13 protein-coding genes are annotated in these 19,898 nt (G+C 61.3%); 10 read left to right on the top strand and 3 right to left on the bottom strand.

Annotation, left to right across the window (positions count from 1 at the left end):
• Positions 1–146 precede the first annotated feature (146 nt).
• The 10 genes from HBN68_RS13760 (at position 147) to HBN68_RS13715 (ending at position 13,571) form a co-directional block, all read left to right on the top strand.
• Positions 147–1,043 (top strand): LysR family transcriptional regulator, encoded by an 897-nt coding sequence (locus HBN68_RS13760; protein ID WP_094993964.1) that lies wholly within the window; start codon positions 147–149, stop codon positions 1,041–1,043.
• A 150-nt stretch (positions 1,044–1,193) separates the two neighbouring features.
• Positions 1,194–2,153, top strand: coding sequence for a MoxR family ATPase (locus tag HBN68_RS13755; RefSeq protein ID WP_169964763.1), 960 nt, complete (start codon positions 1,194–1,196; stop codon positions 2,151–2,153).
• 3 nt (positions 2,154–2,156) lie between these two features.
• A complete protein-coding gene (locus HBN68_RS13750; protein WP_094993963.1) occupies positions 2,157–3,101 on the top strand; it encodes a DUF58 domain-containing protein in 945 nt (314 codons plus the stop codon).
• Complete coding sequence (locus HBN68_RS13745; protein ID WP_094993962.1) at positions 3,098–3,592, top strand: DUF4381 domain-containing protein; 495 nt, start codon at positions 3,098–3,100, stop codon at positions 3,590–3,592. The genes HBN68_RS13750 and HBN68_RS13745 overlap by 4 nt, the downstream gene beginning before the upstream one ends.
• Positions 3,585–4,661, top strand: a complete 1,077-nt coding sequence (locus tag HBN68_RS13740) for a VWA domain-containing protein (protein ID WP_169964761.1) — start codon at positions 3,585–3,587, stop codon at positions 4,659–4,661. Before HBN68_RS13745 ends, HBN68_RS13740 begins: the two co-directional genes overlap by 8 nt.
• Complete coding sequence (locus HBN68_RS13735) at positions 4,658–6,391, top strand: tetratricopeptide repeat protein (RefSeq protein ID WP_169964759.1); 1,734 nt, start codon at positions 4,658–4,660, stop codon at positions 6,389–6,391. Before HBN68_RS13740 ends, HBN68_RS13735 begins: the two co-directional genes overlap by 4 nt.
• Positions 6,388–8,022, top strand: coding sequence for a BatD family protein (locus tag HBN68_RS13730; protein ID WP_094993959.1), 1,635 nt, complete (start codon positions 6,388–6,390; stop codon positions 8,020–8,022). The genes HBN68_RS13735 and HBN68_RS13730 overlap by 4 nt, the downstream gene beginning before the upstream one ends.
• Before the next feature lie 70 nt (positions 8,023–8,092).
• Complete coding sequence (locus tag HBN68_RS13725; RefSeq protein ID WP_169964757.1) at positions 8,093–9,337, top strand: exonuclease SbcCD subunit D C-terminal domain-containing protein; 1,245 nt, start codon at positions 8,093–8,095, stop codon at positions 9,335–9,337.
• Positions 9,334–12,975 carry an AAA family ATPase gene (locus HBN68_RS13720; protein ID WP_169964756.1) on the top strand — a complete coding sequence of 1,214 codons (3,642 nt, stop codon included), beginning with the start codon at positions 9,334–9,336 and terminating at the stop codon, positions 12,973–12,975. The genes HBN68_RS13725 and HBN68_RS13720 overlap by 4 nt, the downstream gene beginning before the upstream one ends.
• Positions 12,972–13,571, top strand: a complete 600-nt coding sequence (locus tag HBN68_RS13715; protein WP_169964754.1) for a glutathione S-transferase — start codon at positions 12,972–12,974, stop codon at positions 13,569–13,571. Before HBN68_RS13720 ends, HBN68_RS13715 begins: the two co-directional genes overlap by 4 nt.
• An 80-nt stretch (positions 13,572–13,651) precedes the next feature.
• On the opposite strand, the gene HBN68_RS13710 is transcribed toward HBN68_RS13715, so the two are convergent.
• From HBN68_RS13710 to HBN68_RS13700, 3 genes are read right to left on the bottom strand one after another with little or no spacing between them, the layout of a single operon-like run.
• Entirely contained in the window at positions 13,652–14,824 is a 1,173-nt protein-coding gene (locus tag HBN68_RS13710; protein WP_094993956.1) for a lactonase family protein, read from the bottom strand.
• Positions 14,814–15,113 carry a DUF5629 family protein gene (locus HBN68_RS13705; protein WP_094993955.1) on the bottom strand — a complete coding sequence of 100 codons (300 nt, stop codon included), beginning with the start codon at positions 15,111–15,113 and terminating at the stop codon, positions 14,814–14,816. The genes HBN68_RS13710 and HBN68_RS13705 overlap by 11 nt, the downstream gene beginning before the upstream one ends.
• Before the next feature lie 58 nt (positions 15,114–15,171).
• Positions 15,172–19,890 (bottom strand): DUF6543 domain-containing protein, encoded by a 4,719-nt coding sequence (locus HBN68_RS13700; RefSeq protein WP_169964752.1) that lies wholly within the window; start codon positions 19,888–19,890, stop codon positions 15,172–15,174.
• Positions 19,891–19,898 lie beyond the last annotated feature (8 nt).

Here is a 19,898-nt window from a genome sequence, read left to right as displayed (position 1 = left end):
ATTGACCTCAATGACAGAGTGGTTACGCTTCCTTCATCCAGCGCACACAAACGTCAGCCGGACGTGTTTCAGAAGTTAATGTCAGTCAGCCTCGCAAGGGCGAACAAGTGATTAATTAAGAGTTCTGAACTCATGGGGAGTGAACCGTGGAATTGAGCCAACTCAGGATGATCAAGTCAGTGGCCGAATGCGGCAGCATTGCGCTGGCTGCTCAACAACTTCACTGCGTGCCGTCCAATATCACAACGCGCATCAAACACCTCGAAACTGAACTGGGCACCGTGCTGTTCACCCGGGCGGGCCGAGGGTTGAAAATCAGTTCGGCGGGCCAGTTGTTTCTCGGCTATTGCGAACGCATCCTGGCACTGGTCGAGGAAGCCAAACGGGCGGTCACACCCGATGCCAATCCCCACGGGATTCTACGGATCGGCGCCATCGACTCTTGCGCATCGGGGCGCCTGCCGCCGCTGCTGGCCGAATATCACCAGCGCTACCCTGACGTCACCCTGGAACTGGTCACCGGCCAATGGCCACAGTTGCTGGATGACGTTCAGCATCATCGGCTGGACGCTGCAATTGTCGCCATCGATGTTCAGCACCCAAAATTGCTTGCCACTGACCTCTATCACGAGCCCTTGATCCTGATTGCAGGAGCTTCCCATGCGCCGCTGACGGAGCTGAGTGCCATCGCCCGGCAAACCGTGTTCATGTGGCCAGCAGGCTGCCCTTACCGCGCCACACTTGAGCAGTGGCTAGGCGGACACAACCTGCGGATCAACAGCGTCGCGTACGCCAACTGGGGCAGTATCATCGGCTGTGTCGACGCCGGGGCGGGGCTGGCCATCGTGCCCGAAGGCATTCTGGAGCGCTTTGGCGCCGGCGCAGCGCTGACGCGCTATCGTTTCAACGACCTGCAACCGGTGCAAAACCGGCTGGTGTGGCACCGAGAAACGGGTTGTCATACGGCACGCGATGCCTTCGCCAGCCTGCTGGCAGAGCGTTTTTCACAGCAGAACCCGTCGCTGGACACTGCTCGCAAATAAGCAACATTCTCAACAACCGGGTTGTTTTGTGCTTTTTCCACAAAAACCCCGACTGGCATTAGTCCCAACCCCCTGCAATGGATTAAAGTAACGCCCCCAGCCCCGGCGCAATTCATGCGCCGCCGGTGTCCTTTTCAGGAACAGTCATCGATGGAACATCGTGAAGCGCTGCTTGCGCTGCGAACCTTTCTTTCAACGCAGATTCTCGGTCAGGAAAAGCTGATCGACCGGCTGCTGATCGCGCTGCTGGCTGACGGCCACATGCTGGTCGAAGGCGCCCCTGGCCTGGCCAAGACCAAGGCCATCAAAGAACTCGCCGAAGGCATCGAAGCGCAGTTCCATCGTATTCAGTTCACCCCCGACCTGCTGCCCGCCGACATTACCGGCACCGAGATCTATCGCCCGGAAACCGGCAGCTTCGTGTTCCAGCAAGGGCCTATTTTTCACAACCTGGTGCTGGCCGATGAAATCAACCGCGCCCCGGCCAAGGTGCAGTCAGCCTTGCTGGAGGCCATGGCTGAGCGTCAGGTCAGCGTCGGGCGCAGCACGTACGAACTGTCGCCGCTGTTCTTGGTGATGGCCACCCAGAACCCCATCGAGCAGGAAGGCACCTACCCGTTGCCTGAAGCCCAGCTCGACCGCTTCCTGATGCATGTCAAAATCGGCTTCCCGGATGCCGCCGTCGAGCGCCGCATCCTGCAGCAAGCCCGTGGCGAAGCCCTGAACGGTGAGACCAAACCCGAACGCCGAGTCAGCCAGCAAGCCATTTTCGCAGCGCGCAAGGAAATCCTCTGCCTGTACATGGCCGACGCCGTGGAGGAATACCTGGTGCAACTGGTCATGGCCACCCGCACCCCCGGCAAATTCGACCCGGAGATGGCTGAATGGATCGCCTATGGCGCCAGCCCACGCGGCTCGATTGCGCTGGACCGCTGCGCCAGGGCACACGCGTGGCTCGCCGGGCGCGACTTTGTCAGCCCGGAGGACATACAAGCCGTATTATTCGATGTGTTGCGCCACCGCATCATTCTGTCGTTTGAGGCCGAAGCCGCCGGTATCGACCAGGACCGCGTGGTGCAGCGCATTCTCGACATCGTAGCCGTTGCCTGACCGATGAACAGCCCCCTGCCCGCCGAACCCGGCATTCGCGTCACCCTCGCCGAGTTGATCGAAATGCGCCATCGGGTGCGCGAAGTGCAACTGTTTTCCTCGCCCAGCCAGCGCAGCCCGCTGGTGGGCCTGCACCACTCCAAACTGCGCGGGCGCGGGGTCGATTTCGATCAGGTACGGGTGTATCAGGCCGGAGACGATGTGCGCACCATTGACTGGCGCGTCACTGCCCGCACCCTTGAGCCGCACACCAAAATGTTCCATGAAGAGCGCGAACGGCCGATTTTCATCCTTGCCGAGCAAAGCCGCCGCCTGTTTTTCGGCTCGGGGTTGATGTTCAAATCCGTACTGGCCGCGCAAGCAGCCAGCCTGATTGGCTGGGCCGCACTGGGCCATAACGACCGCGTGGGCGGGCTGGTGTTCGGGGACCATGAACATTACGAAATCAAGCCGCGGCGCAGCAAACAAAGCCTGTTGCAACTGCTCAACCGGCTGGTGCGGGTCAATCAGTCCTTGCACACCGAGGTGCAATCAGACCGCGATGCCTTGGGCATGGCCTTGATCAGGGCTCGAGAAGTACTGCGGCCCGGCAGTCTGGTCATCGTGATTTGCGACGAGCGCGCCCTCACCGACGCGGCTGAACAACAATTGAGCCTGCTGGCCCGCCATTGCGACCTGATGCTGTTACCGCTCTCCGACCCGCTGGATCATGCGCTGCCTGCGGCGGGCTTGCTGCGCTTCGCGGAACGCGGTGCCCAGCTTGAACTCGACACGCTCAACTATGATTTGCGGCAGGCTTACCGCGCGCAAGCCGAAGCCCGCATCGCACGCTGGGCACTGCTCGCGCAAAAACTGCGGGTGCTGCTGATGCCCTTGAGCACCCAGAGCGAAATGATCGAGCAATTACGCGATTACCTGAATGCCAAACGGCCCGGCAAAACGCTATGAGCGCCCTTGAGCAACTGCAACCGTTAATCGCGCCTCAAGCGATAGGCCTGTGGCCGCCTGCTCCGGGTTGGTGGCTGCTGCTCGTGATCCTCCCCGCGCTGGGCTGGGGCGTGTGGTGGTTACGCCGCTATTTGCCGGCCAAACGCTCGCCCAAGCGCGCTGAGCAACCGCTTGACCCGGTGCGTCTGGCTGCCCTTGAGGAACTCGCGCGCTTTCCCAAGCCCTACGACGGCGCTCCTGCCGGCGCCTGGCTGCAACAGCTCAATGGCCTGCTCAAACGCTTGTGCCGCAACCATTACCCCTACAGCCAGAGCCACACCCTCAATGGCCGCAAATGGCTGGCGTTCCTTGATAACCGGTGCCCCGCGGCCGGGCTGACACGCTGGATGGTGCTGGTAGAAGGCGCCTATAAACCCGAATGCAAGCTCGATGACAAAGCCATCGCCGGGCTCAATCAAGCGGTTGAAACCTGGATCCGCAAACATGTTTGAGTTCGCCTGGCCCTGGCTGTTCGCCCTGTTGCCGCTGCCGTGGCTGATGCGCGCTGTGTTGCCGGTAGCGGACAGCGGCGAAGCTGCGCTCAAAATCAGTTTTCTCGGCGACCTCGAAGAACTGGCGCGTCGCAAGGCGCGTTCGACACTGCCTTCGTGGCGCCAACAAGCGCCCTACATGCTGTTGTGGCTGTTGCTGCTGACAGCAGCCGCGCGCCCGCAATGGGTCGGGGAGCCGCTGCCCATTGCCGCCAGTGGCCGGGATTTGTTAGTGGCCGTCGACGTTTCGGGGTCGATGGACTTCCCGGACATGCAATGGCGGGACGAAGACGTCAGCCGCCTGGATCTGGTCAAAAGCCTGCTGGGCGACTTTCTGGAAAACCGCGAGGGTGACCGCGTCGGCTTGATCCTGTTCGGCAGTCAGGCTTACCTGCAAGCGCCGCTGACATTTGATCGGCATACCGTGCGCACCTGGCTGGACGAAGCGCGCATTGGCATTGCGGGCAAAAACACGGCCATTGGCGATGCCATCGGCCTGGCCCTGAAACGCCTGCGCCAACGCCCTGCCCAGAGCCGCGTACTGATCCTGGTCACCGATGGCGCAAATAACGGCGGGCAAATCGACCCGCTGACCGCTGCGCGCCTGGCCGCTGAAGAAGGGGTCAAAATCTACCCGATCGGCATCGGCGCTGACCCTGAAGACAGCAGCACCAAAGGCCTCTTCGGCATTAACCCCGGGGTTGATCTGGACGAGCCCGCGCTTCAGGAAATCGCCCGCCTGACCGGCGGCCAGTACTTCCGCGCCCATGACGGTCAAGAGCTTGCAGCCATCAAGGACACCCTTGATCAACTCGAACCGGTGGCGCAACAACCCACCCAGGCCCGCCCCGCCAAGGCGCTGTATAGCTGGCCACTGGCGTGCGCATTGCTGCTGAGTGTGCTGCTGGTGATTCGCGAACTGTGGCCCAATAATCTGCTGCAACGCTGGCTGACCAAGGAGCACCTCCTGCAACCTCATCCTCAATGGCGCCAGCGCCTCAAACGGCTGCGCCTGCGGAGACGCCGATGAGCGCCTTCTGGCCGCACTGGTTCCGCCCCGAATGGTTGGCGGTGTTGCCCCTGCTCGGCTGGTTACTGTGGAAGCTCTGGCGCCGGCAAAAAAGGGCGGGACGCTGGCAAATGATCTTGCCCGTGGCGTTTCAGCGGGTGCTGCTGAGCGGCGGCAATGGCCGCGACAGCAAACTGCCATGGATGATTCTGGGGCTGGCCTGGCTGTTGGCGGCGCTGGCACTGATGGGCCCGAGCTGGCAACGGGTGGAGCAATCCACGCAAAAACCCGCCGATCCGTTGGTGGTGATGCTGGAGTTGACCCCCGAGATGCTGGCCACCGACAGCTCGCCCAATCGCCTGGAACAAGCACGGCGCAAGGTATACGACCTGCTGCAAAACCGCAGCGACGCGCAAACAGCAGTCATTGTGTACGCCGGTAGCGCCCACACGCTGGTGCCTCTGTCTGACGACCTGGCGACCAGCCGCAACCTGCTTGAAGCGCTCAAACCCTCAATCATGCCTGAGCCGGGCCATCGCGCCGATCTGGCGGTCGGTAAAGCCTTGCAGTTGCTGAATCAGGGCGGGCTGGGTCAGGGTCGACTGCTGCTGATTGGCTCATCCCTCAGCGAGCAGGAACGTGAAGGCATCCGCGCAGTGCTGGATAGCCGCGCACCGCCGCTGCTGATGCTCGGTGTCGGTACGCGCGACGGAGCGCCGGTGGTCGATGAAAACGGTCAACTGCTCAAAGACGACCAGGGCGCCATCCTGTTGCCTCGCCTCGACAGCCCCGATTTGCGCAGCTTCATCCTGGACGTCGGCGGCCGCTACCGTCAGGCGCGTCTGGATGACAACGATTTGCGCGGGCTGGGCCTGCTGGACGGTGCACAACACCTGCGTGCGGACGGCCAGACCCAACGCCTTGATACATGGGCCGACCAGGGTTACTGGCTGTTGTTGCCACTGTTGCTGCTCGCAGCCTGTGCCGGGCGTCGCGGCTGGTTGTTCTGCCTGCCGCTGCTGCTCATGTTGCCGCAGCCCGGCTATGCCTTCAGCTTTACCGACCTTTGGCTACGTCCCGACCAACAGGGCCAACGCTTGCTGGAGCAGAAAAAACCGCTGCAAGCTGTGGAGCATTTTGATGATCCGATGTGGCAAGGGCTGGCGCTGTATCAAGCGGGTGACTACACCGCTGCAGCCCAGCGCTTTGCCGAGGTCAACAGCGCCAGCGCCCACTATAATCGCGGCAATGCGCTGGCCATGGCGGGCGAGCTGGAAGCTGCCGTTGACGCCTACGAGCAGGCGCTTGAACGTGAGCCCGAACTACTGGCCGCAGCCCAGAACAAAGCATTGATCGAGAAACTGCTGGCTGAGCAGCACGCGCAACCCCCGGCGCCGGACCCGCCACCCGAAGCCGAGCACCCGGCACCTGACACCCCGCCCCCGATCAGCACGCCAACCCCGGGCACGGCCGGCGTCAACACCCGCGAGCAAGACAACAGCACGGTGGCGACGCCCTCGGGCGAGCTCAATCCACACGATGCCGCCCCACCGGACGCCCAACCCGCTGCACCCGGCGAACCCGAGGCAGAGCCCGCTACCGCCCCAGCACCGCCTGCCGCCCGGCCCATCGAAGAAGAACACCGGCAGGCATTGGAGCAATGGCTGAAACAGATTCCCGACAACCCCAGCGAACTGTTGCGACGAAAATTTTGGTACGAACAGCAGCAACATCAGGACACGCCTCAATGAACCGCCTTTGTGCTTTGTTACTTTTGCTGTGGTGCTGGACGCTGCCCGCCCAAGCACTGGGGCTGGTCGCCAGTGTCGACCGCGATCACCTTAACTCGGGCGAAACCGTCGAGTTGACGCTGGAATCCAATGACGCCACGCAATTTGGCAAGCCTGACCTCACGCCCCTCAACGACCTGTTTGAGGTGCGCGGCACGCGCCAGGTCAATCAACTGACCAACCTGAGCGACAGCAACAAGGCCAACACGCGCTGGATCATCACCCTGCAACCCAAACGCACCGGCACGGTGGTGATCCCGCCGCTGCAGGTTGGCGATCACCGCAGTCAACCGATCAGCCTGACGGTCAGCCAGAGTGTGGTCAGCGACAACGAACTGGCCCCGGTTTTTATTGAGTCCAGCCTCGACCAGTCCAGCGTTTATGTGCAGGCGCAAGCCATCCTGACCCTGCGCATTTACCACTCGGTTGCGTTGTACGACGACAGCAGCCTGACCCCGTTGCACCTGAGCGATGCCATCGTCGAACAGCTCGGTGAGTCGCGCACCTACGAAAAGCTGATTAACGGCGTGCGCCACGGCGTCATCGAAATGCGCTACGGGATCTACCCGCAGCACAGCGGCGAGCTGCTGGTGCCTGCGCAAACCTTCAGCGCCACTCAGGTCGACAGCCAACAGTCCAACGCCCCGGCGCCCTTGGGCCCGATACCGGGAAAGCTGGTGCATGTGACTTCGCCGGACATCCCGCTCAAGGTCAAACCCAAGCCGCAAGACTACCCGAGCAACGCTGCATGGCTGCCCGCTCGCAGCCTGAGCATGAGTGAAACCTGGAACCCCGAGCCCGATCACTGCATGGTCGGCGACTCGCTTACCCGAACCCTTACGCTCAAGGCTGAAGGGCTGTCCAGCGCGCAATTACCCGCGCTCACCGCTACCGACGTCAACGGGTTACGGCGCTACCCGGACCTGCCGCAACTGAGCAACCAAATCACCGAAAACGGCCTGATCGGCAGCCGCGAGGAGCGCGAGGCGCTGGTGCCCACCCGCGTGGGCCAAGTCGAATTGCCCGCTGTTGAAGTGGTGTGGTGGAACACCCACGAAGACCGCCTTGAGCGCAGCTATTTACCGGCGCGCACGCTGCAAGTCGCCGCCAATCCGGACTTGGCCGTGGACGCTGCGGCCAGCAATACGGCACGCCCCCTGAGCGATAATTCGTCGCTGTGGCTGTGGCAACTCAGCACTTTCGTACTGGGTTGCTCGACGCTGATCGGCTTCGGCCTGTGGTGGCGCGCCCGCTGGCAGCCGGCCATTTTGCGAGCCGCGCACACCGGGCCCAGCCCCCGCACGCTACTGGATGACCTCAAGCGCGCTTGCCTGGCCAACGACCCGCAGGCAACCCGACAGGCACTGGATGCCTGGGCACGCCAGCAGCCGGAAACCCTGGCAGACATGGCCGCACGCTTTGTGTTGTTGTCGGATGCGCTGGACGGCCTGAATGGCGCCCTCTACAGCGAGTCCGGCCAGCATTGGCAAGGTGAAGACTTATGGAAGGCCATTCGCAGCATTCCGGCGATCGAACGCGAGCAAGACCCCGGCAGCGAGCCGAGTAGCCTGCCGCCGCTCTACCCCAAATAATTTCGAGGTATCGACAGCAATTCAGCATGCCTGTCGCCACCGCTGATGACCTTTTTTAACGGATTCTGTTATGCGCCTGTTTCACACATCTGACTGGCATTTGGGGCAAAACCTCCATGGCCAGGAACGTGACTTCGAACATGCCTGTTTTCTCAACTGGCTGTTGAGCCAACTGGCCGCCCGACAACCCGACGTGCTGCTGATTGCCGGCGACATCTTCGACACGGTCAACCCGCCGGTCAAAGCGCAGGAGCGCCTTTACGACTTCATCGTCAGCGCCCATGAACAACAACCCGCGCTGACCATCGTGATGATTGCCGGCAACCATGACTCCGGCTCACGCATTGAGCTGCCCGCCCCGTTGATGCGGCGTCTGCGCACCCACGCGCTGGGCCGCGTGTTGTGGCTGGACGATGGTCAACTGGATGCCGAACGCCTGATGATCCCGCTGCCCGATGCCAGCGGACGCATCGCGGCCTGGTGCCTGGCGTTGCCTTTCCTGCGCCCTGCCGAGGTCACGGGCGCACATCTGGGCGATGACTACCTGCGTGGCATCGGTCAGGTGCATGAGTGGTTGATCGAGGCCGCTAACGCCAAGCGCCATCCCGGCCAGGCATTAATAGCCATCAGCCATGCACACATGGCCGGCGGCTCGGTGTCCGAAGACTCGGAGCGCAGCCTGATCATCGGCAACGCCGAAGCGCTGCCCGCCAGCCTGTTCGGCCCGAGCATCAGCTACGTGGCCCTGGGGCATTTGCACAAGCCGCAGAAGGTCAATGGTGAAGAGCGGATTCGCTATTGCGGTTCGCCCATCCCCCTGTCCTTTTCAGAAATCAGCTACCCGCATCAGGTGCTGGAAGTGCAACTGGAGGGCGAAACCCTGGTCAGCGTTGAGCCCTTACTGATCCCTCGTGCTGTGAACCTGCAACGCATCGGCCCGGCGCCTCTGGCCGAGATTCTCTCGCAGTTGAGCGGCCTGCCGGACGTTGACCTGCTGGCCGATCCCCAGCGCCAGCCCTGGCTCGAAGTGCGCGTGGTACTCGACGAACCCCAGCCGGACCTGCGCCAGCAGATTGAAACCGCCCTGCAAGGCAAGTCCGTGCGCCTGGTGCGCATCAGCGCCGACTACGCGGGCAAGGGCAAAGGTGCGGACGAGGATGACGGCTCGCGGCTGATCGAACTCGACCAGTTGACCCCGCAGGAGCTGTTCAGCCGGGCCTGGCAAGAAAGCTACGGCCGAGAAGCCGATGAACAGACCCTCAAGGACTTTGCCGTGTTGCTGCAAGACGTACAGCTGGAGGGCGAACAGCCATGAAAATTCTCGCCATCCGCCTGAAAAACCTCGCTTCGCTGGCGGGGCCGTTTGAGCTGGATTTCACCGCCGAGCCCTTGGCCAGCGCCGGTCTGTTCGCCATTACCGGCCCCACAGGCGCCGGTAAAAGCACCCTGTTGGACGCCTTGTGCCTGGCGTTGTTTGGCGCCGTGCCGCGCCTGAACAACACCGGCCGCGATGCCAAAGTGCCAGACGTCGACGGCGAGATCGCCACCGGCGACCCCCGCACGCTGCTGCGCCGCGGCACGGGTGAAGGCTATGCCGAAGTGGATTTTGTCGGCATTGACGGTCGCCGCTACCGGGCGCGCTGGGAGGCCAACCGGGCGCGGGAAAAGGCCACTGGCAAGCTCCAGGCCAGCCGCCAAAGCCTGCGCGATCTGGACAGCGATCAATTGCTGGCCAGCCAGAAAGGTGACTACAAGGTCCAGCTTGAAGCCCGGCTGGGCTTGAACTTCGAACAGTTCACCCGCGCCGTGATGCTGGCCCAAAGCGAGTTCAGCGCCTTCCTCAAGGCCGACGACAACGAACGCAGCGAACTGCTGGAAAAACTCACCGACACCGCGCTGTACACCCGGCTGGGCAAACGCGCTTTCGACAAGGCCAAGGAAACCCGCGACCTGCACAAGCAGCTACAGGACCAAGCGGTGGGCATTACGCCTCTGTCGCCGCAAGCGCGCAGCGAACTGAACCAACACTTCACCCTGGCCCAGGAACAGCTCAAGGCACGGCAACTGCAACTCAAACAGCTAGAGCAGCAACATGCGTGGCTCAAGGTCTTGCGCGAGCTGCAGGAACAGCAACACAGCGCCGCCGAGCAATTGCAACAGGCGCAAGGGCTGTGGGACAGCCAGTGCAGCGAACGCGAAACCCTGCATTTGCTCGACCAACTGGCCCCCCAGCGCCATCAGTTTTCACGGTTGGCCGAGCTGGACACGCAGGTCAGTCCACTCGCCGCCCAGATTGCCAGCCAGGCACTGCAACACACGCAATTGCAGGCCCAACATGCGCAACTGGAGCACACGTTAGAGGCTGCGCGCCTGGCGACAGAACAGGCCCAGGCCACGCACCAGCAGTGCGCCACGCCCCTGCAACACGCCTATGCAGAACAGGCCAACCTGCAACGGCTCAATCAAACGCTCGACAAGCAACATGCCCTCAAGCAGCAAGCCGACACCGCCTGTGCATCGGGCCAGCAGCGGCTCGACACCCTCGTCGAGCGCCAGCAACGCAGTACCGAACACCTGTCGCTGATTGCGCAACAGCTTGAACACAGCGCGGAACTGGCACCGCTGGCCAGTGCCTGGGACGCCTGGCGGCCGCGCTTGCAACAACTGGTGCGGTTGAGCAACACCTTGAACACAGGGCAACAAGAGTTGCCGGCCTTGGAGCAACGTGCCCTGCACGCTGCGCAACAACTGACTGAGCTGCGCAATAGCCTGGAAATCCTGTTTCAGGAAGCCGCGGCCGAGCCTCACGCCGTCAACGAGCAAATCCAGACCTTGGGCAGCCTGCTCAAGGACAATCGCCAGCAGCAGCGCGATTACGAAGACTTGCAACGCCTGTGCAGCACTCAACAGGCGCTGGACGCCCGGCTGCTGGCCCTGCAAAGCAAATTGCAGACGCTGCAAACAGAACGCGAACAGCTGATCGAACACGGCACCCAGACCAAAAAGCAGTACGAGGCGGCCGAACAGGCGTTGAACGTCACGCGCCAACTGCTGGAGCGCCAGCGACTGGCCCGCAGCGCCAGTGTTGAAGAGCTGCGCGAACACTTGCAGGACAACCAGCCGTGCCCGGTCTGCGGCAGCCACGAGCACCCGTACCATCAGCCCGAAGCGATGTTGCAGAGCCTGACGCGCCACGACGAAAGCGAAGAAGCCAATGCCCGCAAGGCCGTGGACACGCTCAAGGCCACCCTCGACCAACTGCGTGAAAACGTCAGCGGCCTGAATGCACAACTGCGCGAACTGCGCCTGCAACATCAGCAGCTTCTGGACGACCAACAGGCGCTCGCCCCGCACCTGGAAGCGCACCCACACCATGCGCAATGGCAAGACCAACCCCCGGCTAAACGTGAGCAGTGGCTGGTCCATCGGCTTGAACAGCTGCACTACAGCATCAGCCGTGACGAGGCGCGCCAGAACACCCTGCTCGCCCTGCAAAAGGACGCCGCACAACTGCAAGGCGACATCCAGCGCAACAACGACGCCAGCCAGTTGGCAGCCCGGCAATTGGCCGACCAGCAAGTGCAGCTCAACGCCGATGCCCAGCGGCTTGAAGAAGAACTGACGGCCTTTTCCAGCGTGTTGACTGCCGAGCGCTTGACCGAATTGCGCCAGCACACGTCGGCCTGTTTCATGGCGCTGGATCAGCAGGTGGCCGAGCGGCTTGCGCAAGTGGAACAACAACGCGACGAACTCGACGCGTACGCGGCGCGCAATCAGACAATCGAGCACGAGCAGGTTCAGCACAGCCATCAGTGCTCACAGCGCGACGCGCTGGAGCAGGCGCTGAACGAACTGCGCGCGCAGCACCATTCGAGCGGCCAAGCCTTGCAGGCGCTGCTGGGCGAACACAGCAGCGCCGAGGCCTGGCAGCAGCACCTCGAACAGACACAGGAGCAGGCCCGCGCAGCACAAGCCCAAGCCAGCGACACGCTGCAGGCCACCACGCGCCAGCAGATCCAGCTGACGGCCGAGCTCAAGGCGCAGCGTGAGCGTTTGCAAGCGCTTGAGCAGGAGCACACCACGTTAACGGCTCACGTCGCCCAATGGCGTGGCGTGCACACCGGCGTGGATGACGCACGTCTGCGCCAGTTATTGGCCCATGACGAGCCGCAGGTGCGGGCATTGCGCGAGCGTCTGCAAAGCACTGAAAAACAGCTGGAACAAGCACGGGTTCTGCTTCAGGAGCGCGAACAGCAACTCGCCCGGCATCAGGCGCAGGCCAACGGCAATCTGGACGCCCAGGCCCTGACCCAGGCACTTGAAGCGCTCACCGCACAACTTGAGGACTGTGAACAACTGAGCGCCGGGCTGCGCGCGCAACAAGCCGAAGACGACCGGCGCACCCAGGCCAATCAGGCGCTGGTGCAGCGCACGGCACAGGCCTATGAGGAGTGGCAGCGCTGGGCGCGGCTCAGTGATTTGATCGGCTCGGGCACCGGGGACAAATTCCGCAAGATTGCACAGGCCTATAACCTCGACCTGTTGGTCCATCATGCCAATGCCCAACTGCGCCAACTGGTGCGCCGCTACCGCCTCAAGCGTGGCGGCAGCATGCTTGGATTACTGGTTATGGACACCGAGATGGGCGACGAACTGCGCTCGGTGCACTCGTTATCAGGCGGCGAGACCTTTTTGGTGTCGTTGGCGTTGGCCCTCGGGCTGGCGTCGATGGCGTCGAGCACGTTGAAAATCGAGTCGCTGTTTATCGACGAAGGCTTCGGCAGTCTCGACCCCGAATCCTTGCAACTGGCGATGGACGCACTGGACGGGTTGCAGGCTCAAGGGCGCAAGGTCGGGGTGATTTCCCACGTACAGGAGATGCACGAACGGATTCCGGTGCAGATTCAGGTTCAGCGTCAAGGCAATGGGCTGAGCACGGTGCAGGTCAAATGATGTTGCATACCCTCTACTCGTTCCGGCGCTGCCCCTACGCCATGCGCGCCCGCATGGCCCTGCGCTATAGCGGTGTGCCGTTATCGATCATTGAGGTCAGCCTCAAGGCCAAGCCGGTCGAGATGCTGGCCGCATCGCCCAAAGGCACGGTGCCGGTGCTGGTGTGCGCCGACGGGCGGGTCATCGAGCAGAGCCTGGAGATCATGCACTGGGCGCTGGGGCAGAATGACCCCGACCTGTGGCTGCCACCCGCCCGGCCTTTGATCGATGCATTGATTGACGAAAACGACAGCCGTTTCAAGGTGCTGCTGGACCGTTACAAGTACGCCGTGCGCTACCCTGAATACCCGGTGGAACACTACCGGGCGCAAGGGGCGGCATTCTTGCAGCGGCTTGAGTCCCTGCTTGAACACACCCCTTACCTGACCGGCGCCACCTTGACCCTGGCCGACGTGGCGCTGGCGCCGTTCATACGCCAGTTTGCCCACGTAGACCGTGACTGGTTCGTCCAGGCGCCCTACCCGCACGTGCAGGCTTGGCTCGAACGCTTCCTCACCTCTGAGCTGTTCACCGCGGTGATGGCCAAACACCCCTGATTACCCAGGGTTGACGACCTCACAGGGCTGCGCAGCCACTGCGCCTGGCGATCCGCTTGATAGACGCAATGGCCCGGGGTTCACGGCCGGTTGATGAACTTCAGGTCGGACGGGGCATCCATCGACAGGTTTTGTACGGTGTCGCCCAACTTGCCGGTCTGCGGGTCGCGTTCGACGACCACGATGTTGTTGCTCATCTGGTTGGCGATCAGTACAAACTTGCCGTTCGGGCTCAAGGCGAACTCGCGGGGGTGATCGCCTTCCACAGTGCGGCGCTGGATTTGCGTCAACTCGCCATTGGCCGGGTTAATCGCAAAAACCAGCAATTCGTTGGCTTTGCCCCGGTTACTGACATACAAGAACTTGCCGTCAGCACTTGTGTGCAGGCCGCCTGCGGCGCGGTTCCGGGCAGGTTGGCCCGGGGCCAGTTCTACCGCCTGACGTTGTGTGAGCTGACCGTCGGCGTAATCGAACACAAACACCTGAGCACTCATTTCTGTGGTCAGGTAAGCGTGTTTGCCATCGCGGGAGAACAACAGGTGGCGTGGACCACTGCCTGCGGGCAGTTCAATGGCAGCCGGTTCGGCGGCGACCAGCGGATGCTCGGGGTTGGCTGCAGGGTCGTAGCGGTAGACAAAAATCTTGTCGGCGCCCAGATCGTTGGCATACACAAATTTGCCGTCCGGGGATGACACCACCGAATGCACGTGCGCAGACAACTGGCGCTCGGGATTGACCAGACTGGCCGGGTGGCTGCTCATTTGGGTCACGGGCTGCAACTGGCCCTGCGCATTGATCGGCAACACCGCAAGGCTGCCGCCGGGGTCTGCATGCACGCCATAGTTGGCCACAAACAGGTAGCGCTCATCATGGCTCAGACTGGAGTGCGTTGGCTCCTCGCCCAAGGTTTTGACCTGGTTGACCAGGGTCAGCTCATTGGTGCGCGGGTTGATCGCAACACTGCTCACGCGCCCCACCACATCCGCCTGCCCTTTACCGTTCTCGTTGACCACAAACAACCGCTGCTGGTCGGCAGACAGCGTCAACCACGACGGGTTGGCCGATTTGAAGACTTGCAGCGGCTCAGGGGTGATGCGCCCCTTTTCGCTGTCGAACTGCAAGCGGTAGATGCCCTGGCTTTTGCCTTGGGTATAGGAACCGACGAGCAACTCCACTTCGCGCTCGGAGGCAGCCTGCGCCGACATCGCGCCAACACTTGAGGCCATCAACAGCGGCAACCATTTAAGCTTCATCAGCCACCTCACCGACTTCGTCATCGTTGCTTGCGCTCACAGCACTGAGGCAAACCAGGCGGTGCTCGCCCGAGTCGCCCACGAGGGTCCAGCTTTGCAGGCTTTCATCAAAAACCGACACCTCAAGCTGCTGCGTAACGAAGCGCCAGCGCTTTTCAGCGCGTCCATCCATGCACTTGATGAGCAATTGCACATCATCCAGAGAAAAATCCCAGGCGTGCAGCCCGTCGATGATCAGCATGTCGCTGGTTTCAAGGGCTGCACGCAAGGTCTGGTTTGAATCGCTCATTAATCATTCACCTGTTGGAAAGGCGCAATGATAGGTCAAACCAGCGTCTTTAGCTCTCTCACTGGGCGTCAAGCGACAGAAAACGTTCAGTCAGCATCTTTTGACTGATAGGTGCGTAGTACACCTGAACCGGGGTTCGCCCGGGCTTGGCTTTGGCATCTTCTGCCGGCTGACTGGCATAACGCTGGGCCGCCAGTTTGAAGTGAGCGGCTTCGACGCTCTGCGCTGCGCTATTGAGCGCTTTGTAATGCAAGTGCGCATACCAGAGGGTTACGCCTGCCTGATTGTTGATCGCGTATTCCTGAACAAAATCCTGACGTTCACCACGCATCGGCACCCGTGGGCCGAGTTTGAGCAGATTGACCTGGCGCTTTTGCAGCAGAAACTCGACCGTGGCACTGGTGGGCGGCACTGACAACAGCAACTCAATCCCTTGGGCCCGCAACTGGGCGGCACTGCTTTGCAGACGTTTGATGTACATGCCCGGCGTGCCGGGTTTGGGATGCTCAACGGCAGACTGATCGGGGGCAGCTTTTTTTATTTCAAGCACCAATTGGTCAAGCTTCAGCGCATACCGCTCCAGTATTTCTTCCAGCTCCACCGGGAATTTTGAACGCCTGGCGTACCCTTTGACCCTGCGGATCTGCCCACTCACGCCCTCAATCAGCGCATTGGCTTCGGTTTTCAAGACCGACAACGGCCGTTCGACGGTGATCACGGGCGATTCGATTTCAACCCATTCATCAGGCGCGGTGCGTTTGAAGGCCACTGTCAAATGGGGTGAAGGGCTGGTACTGCGTGCACTGGCGCCTGACACATCGCCCACATCCACCACATCGGTATCCCCCAGATTCACGTCTTTTCGGGCCGTGCCGACCAATATGCCTTTTTTGCGCGTGCGCACGATCTTGCGCGTGTACGTAGGTGTTCGCACGGGCAATGACTGCGCGGGCAACCATTGTGATTGCTCCCTGGCCTGCTCTTGCAACATCGCCTCCGCGTCTTGGTCCAGCTCGGCCAGTGCCGAGAGCACCTTTTCAAACGCCTGCGTGTCCAGGTGTTGCCCCACCTCTTCTCGAAAGATCCCCAGTGCATCGTCTGCACGGGCATAACGCTCACGGATGTCAGTGAGGATTTCAATGCGCTCGGCCAGGGTAAACAACGCGCGGTCTTCCAGCGCGTATTGACTTTGTGCCGTGTAAAACAAATCCGTCAACAGGCTTCGCACGCTAACCCAAGCCGCGCTGCCGGGGGCATCGATGATCAAGTCGGGTAGCACGAGTAATTGATAGGCACGGCATACCACAGCGGAGCGAAAGTAATCCGTGTCCGCCTGCACAAACGCGACGTAGTGCTTCTGCGCCTCGATGGCCGTGGCGTGCCCCAACTTTGGTACCGCCCGCAGCTTGCAGATGTAATCGTCCAGTTCGCGATAATAGGCGGCCGCTTTGTCAAAAGCCTCCACGATCGCGCGGCAGTCTGCCCGGTAGGCCGCGGCACGCAGCAACTCGGTGCTTACAAACCGGCCTTCGGTGCTGAACACCTCGGGGTGCTGCAACTTGTAAATACCCGTCAGCCACAGGTAACTATCAAACAGGGTGCTGGTCAGGCGAATCAGGTACTTGTAAAAGCCCACCAAATTGGTGGGATCTTTTTCTTCGGACAGCACTTCCTGCTTTTCCCGAAACAGCTCCAATGCCGCTTCGTATTCAGGCTTTTGACGCTCCATGATGGCAATGAAGTTTTCCAGTGCAGCGCGCCGTTTGGGCAAAGGCGTTGACTCAAGTTCGAGCTTATTGAGCTTGTCACTGAGTGTTTGCGCTGCCGTCATCTCAGCTTCCAGCACTTTGGCACGCGCGTTGTACTGCACCAATTGTTCGCGCAGTTCAGTCAGGCGCCTGATGCGCTGTTCTTTCTTGACCTGCAAGCGTGTTTTCGGTGCGCCGCCGCGCAGCCGCAGGTTTAGGTCGTAAGTCCAGACGCCCCGGTCATTGCTCACAATACGAGGCCCCCGATTCTGCGGGTCGTCAGGACTGACCAGATAGACATCCTCGCCCTCCAGTTGCACCCGATACACCCAGTTATCGACCTCGGCATATAAACGGTGCTTCAACACACGCAAACCACGGTACGGACCACGGTCAATGGCGGGCTCGTCGCTTTGGAAGCCTTCGATGTGATGGCGGTCAAACCAAGTCAATTGCCACTTTGTGTATTTGACCTGCGGGCTGGTAAACCACGAAAAATCCAGTTCGGTTTGTTGATTGCCCACCGGGATATCCACGTCATGCGCTTGCGCCAGTTCAATTGCGGCGGCAACCGCAGGTCGGGGCTGTGCGGCGCGCGCCCTCAGCCTGGCAGGCAGAAGCACTGCATCCGGCGTTTGCCGCAGCCCGCCAGGTTGGCCGGTCACGGGGCGAACATGCAGCAAGACCAATGCACAATTAAATAACAGATCAATCAGGGCCTGCGCTTTGCCCTGCTCATCAGGCGCGCGCAAGGCCTCTATGTCATTTTGCACGGCCAGGTAGGTCAGGCTGACGCCCGCAATCACGCGCAGCGGCCAGGCCAACGGCACGTTAGGCACAACCGCACTGAACAAAAGCCAGCCACCGGTGATCAACGATTGCCAGCGTTGTTCGGCATTGGAGACGGTTTGTCGGTCTGCCAGCTCGCTCAATGTTCGCGCCATTTCCAGGTACAGGTCGTGCATGAAGTGCTGACCCAGGGCGAACTCTCCCAATCGGGCGGCGCCAGGGATCACGGGGAACGAGTGGTCGTCGTGGACGTTGTACGACGGCAGATGGAGACGATAAAAACCGCCCGCTTCATACAGCGGACGCGCTTGGGCTGGCAGCCATTGCAAGACGCTGCGTTGAAGCTCCCCGGGGCGTGCAATCGCAGCGAACAGGGTTCGCCATGAGGGGTACTCCACCAAGGGCTCTTGGTGTAACGGGCGATACAGCACATGACACCCGGCGTTTACATCGGCCGGGCCGATGATAAACATGCTGCGCACGGTATGGGGGGCAATGGTGGGCGCCGAGAGCAGCATCAGCGGCCTGATGCACACGGGCTGCTCGCCCACTTTGCGCATGTGCGGGTCGAGGTGCATCAAGGCCTTGACCAGTTGAAATCCACGCTCGGTGAAGTAACCCGTGTGGCGGATCTTGCATTCCAGCGCCTGCAGCGGGAGCTGCGCTCGCAGTTCTTCGGTGAACAGTTTTTCGCGACGCAGGGCCTCGTCCGGATGGGCCGTCAGGCACTCATTGATCCATTGCGGGTAGCGTTGGCCGATATCCACACGCTGTATCAAGCCTCTGATGTAGTCCGGCGTCATCCACCACGCCTGGATCAATTGTCCCTTGGCATGATGAATGGTCATGCGACTACCTCGGGCGGCACTCAAATTCTCGATGGCCAGTTCGGTCAGGGTCAGGGTAAAGCTGTTCAATGTACCGATGGTGCCCTCGCCGCCCGGGCCGACCGGGTCGACAAAGGTCAGCACTATGTCATCAGGGTCGTACCCCGCCGCCTGTGGCTGGTCGAGCAACATCTGCTGGCGCAACGCCTGGGCGGTGTAGGCGTGCAGGTCAGGAATGTCATCGTTAAAGCGTTTGCCCATCGACCGCGTGTAGGCACTGGCCAGCGCCACCAACTGCGAGCGATATTCAAAACGGTCCGCTGCCGACGCTTCGCGCAACCACAGTGGAAGCGCTGAATAGACCGGCGCCAAGTTCAGCGGCGTAGCGTTTTCACGTACCTCAAACACCGCAGCGGTGTCCGTGATCTCGCGCAAGCGCTGCTCCAGAACCGAAATGGACATCGGCTGATCCAGGTGCCGGATGGCGTCCAGTTGACGTTCCAGCACACACATCGCCTGGGTATCCAGAAAATTGCCTGCCGGTTCGTACAACACACACGTGACCCGCTCAAGGTGATAGAGGGAGCCGAACGCCATGCTCCAGGTACGGGTAAAACGGTGCAGCTGCGTAAAACACTCAATGGTGCCGCCCGGCGTGCAGTAGAACCAGCGGGCCTGCTTGCCTTCGACGCATTCGATCAGGATCTGCGGCGTCACCACATTGAACGTACGCCCGGCGACAAAACGGCCTGCCACGCTGTACACCTTCACGCTCGCGTCAAATAGCTTCGCCTCTGGCGTGCGTTGCCTGAGGCGTTCATTGCGGTGGGGGTAGCGCACAACCTGTCGCAAAGTGTTGCGTTGGTGTTGCGTGAGGTCGGCCGCACGTTCAATGCCCGCCAGCAGTTGATCCTGAATCATCTGCCCCAGCCAGAGCATGCGGCTGGTACCGGTGTCGGCAGGTTGATTCCAGTACGCAACGTGCGCCTCTTGCAGAGCATCCTGCCAGAGACGCATGACATCGAGCAGAACCGGCTCGATCTGACGCATCGGCTCGATTGAGGTGAATCCGCCAGCGGGCGGTGCCGTATCGCTCATGGCGACGAAACAGTCTTGGGCGGTGTAGTACCGGTAGTTGAGCGGTTCTCTGCGGGCGATATGCTCCAGCAACACCTCTATCAACAAACGGTAGCGCTGAGTGGACAGGGCTTTACCTTCGGCGTCGACCGTCAACACAAGGTAGGTTTTAGAGAGATCGAAGGCGTGTTGCCTGAAGGATTGATTCAACTGCTCTGTCAGTAAGTGCGTGACCACGGTGCGCACTGTGGGACGGGTTGCAAACTGTGCAGCCACCGCACGCTGGATCACGTAAGTGGCATACATCGGTAAGGCTGAGGGGGCGGAATCAGACATGCGTACTT

This window comes from Pseudomonas sp. WS 5078 (genome assembly GCF_012985745.1).
Lineage (GTDB): Bacteria > Pseudomonadota > Gammaproteobacteria > Pseudomonadales > Pseudomonadaceae > Aquipseudomonas > Aquipseudomonas lundensis_A.
This window is presented reverse-complemented; position numbering and strand designations above follow the sequence as displayed.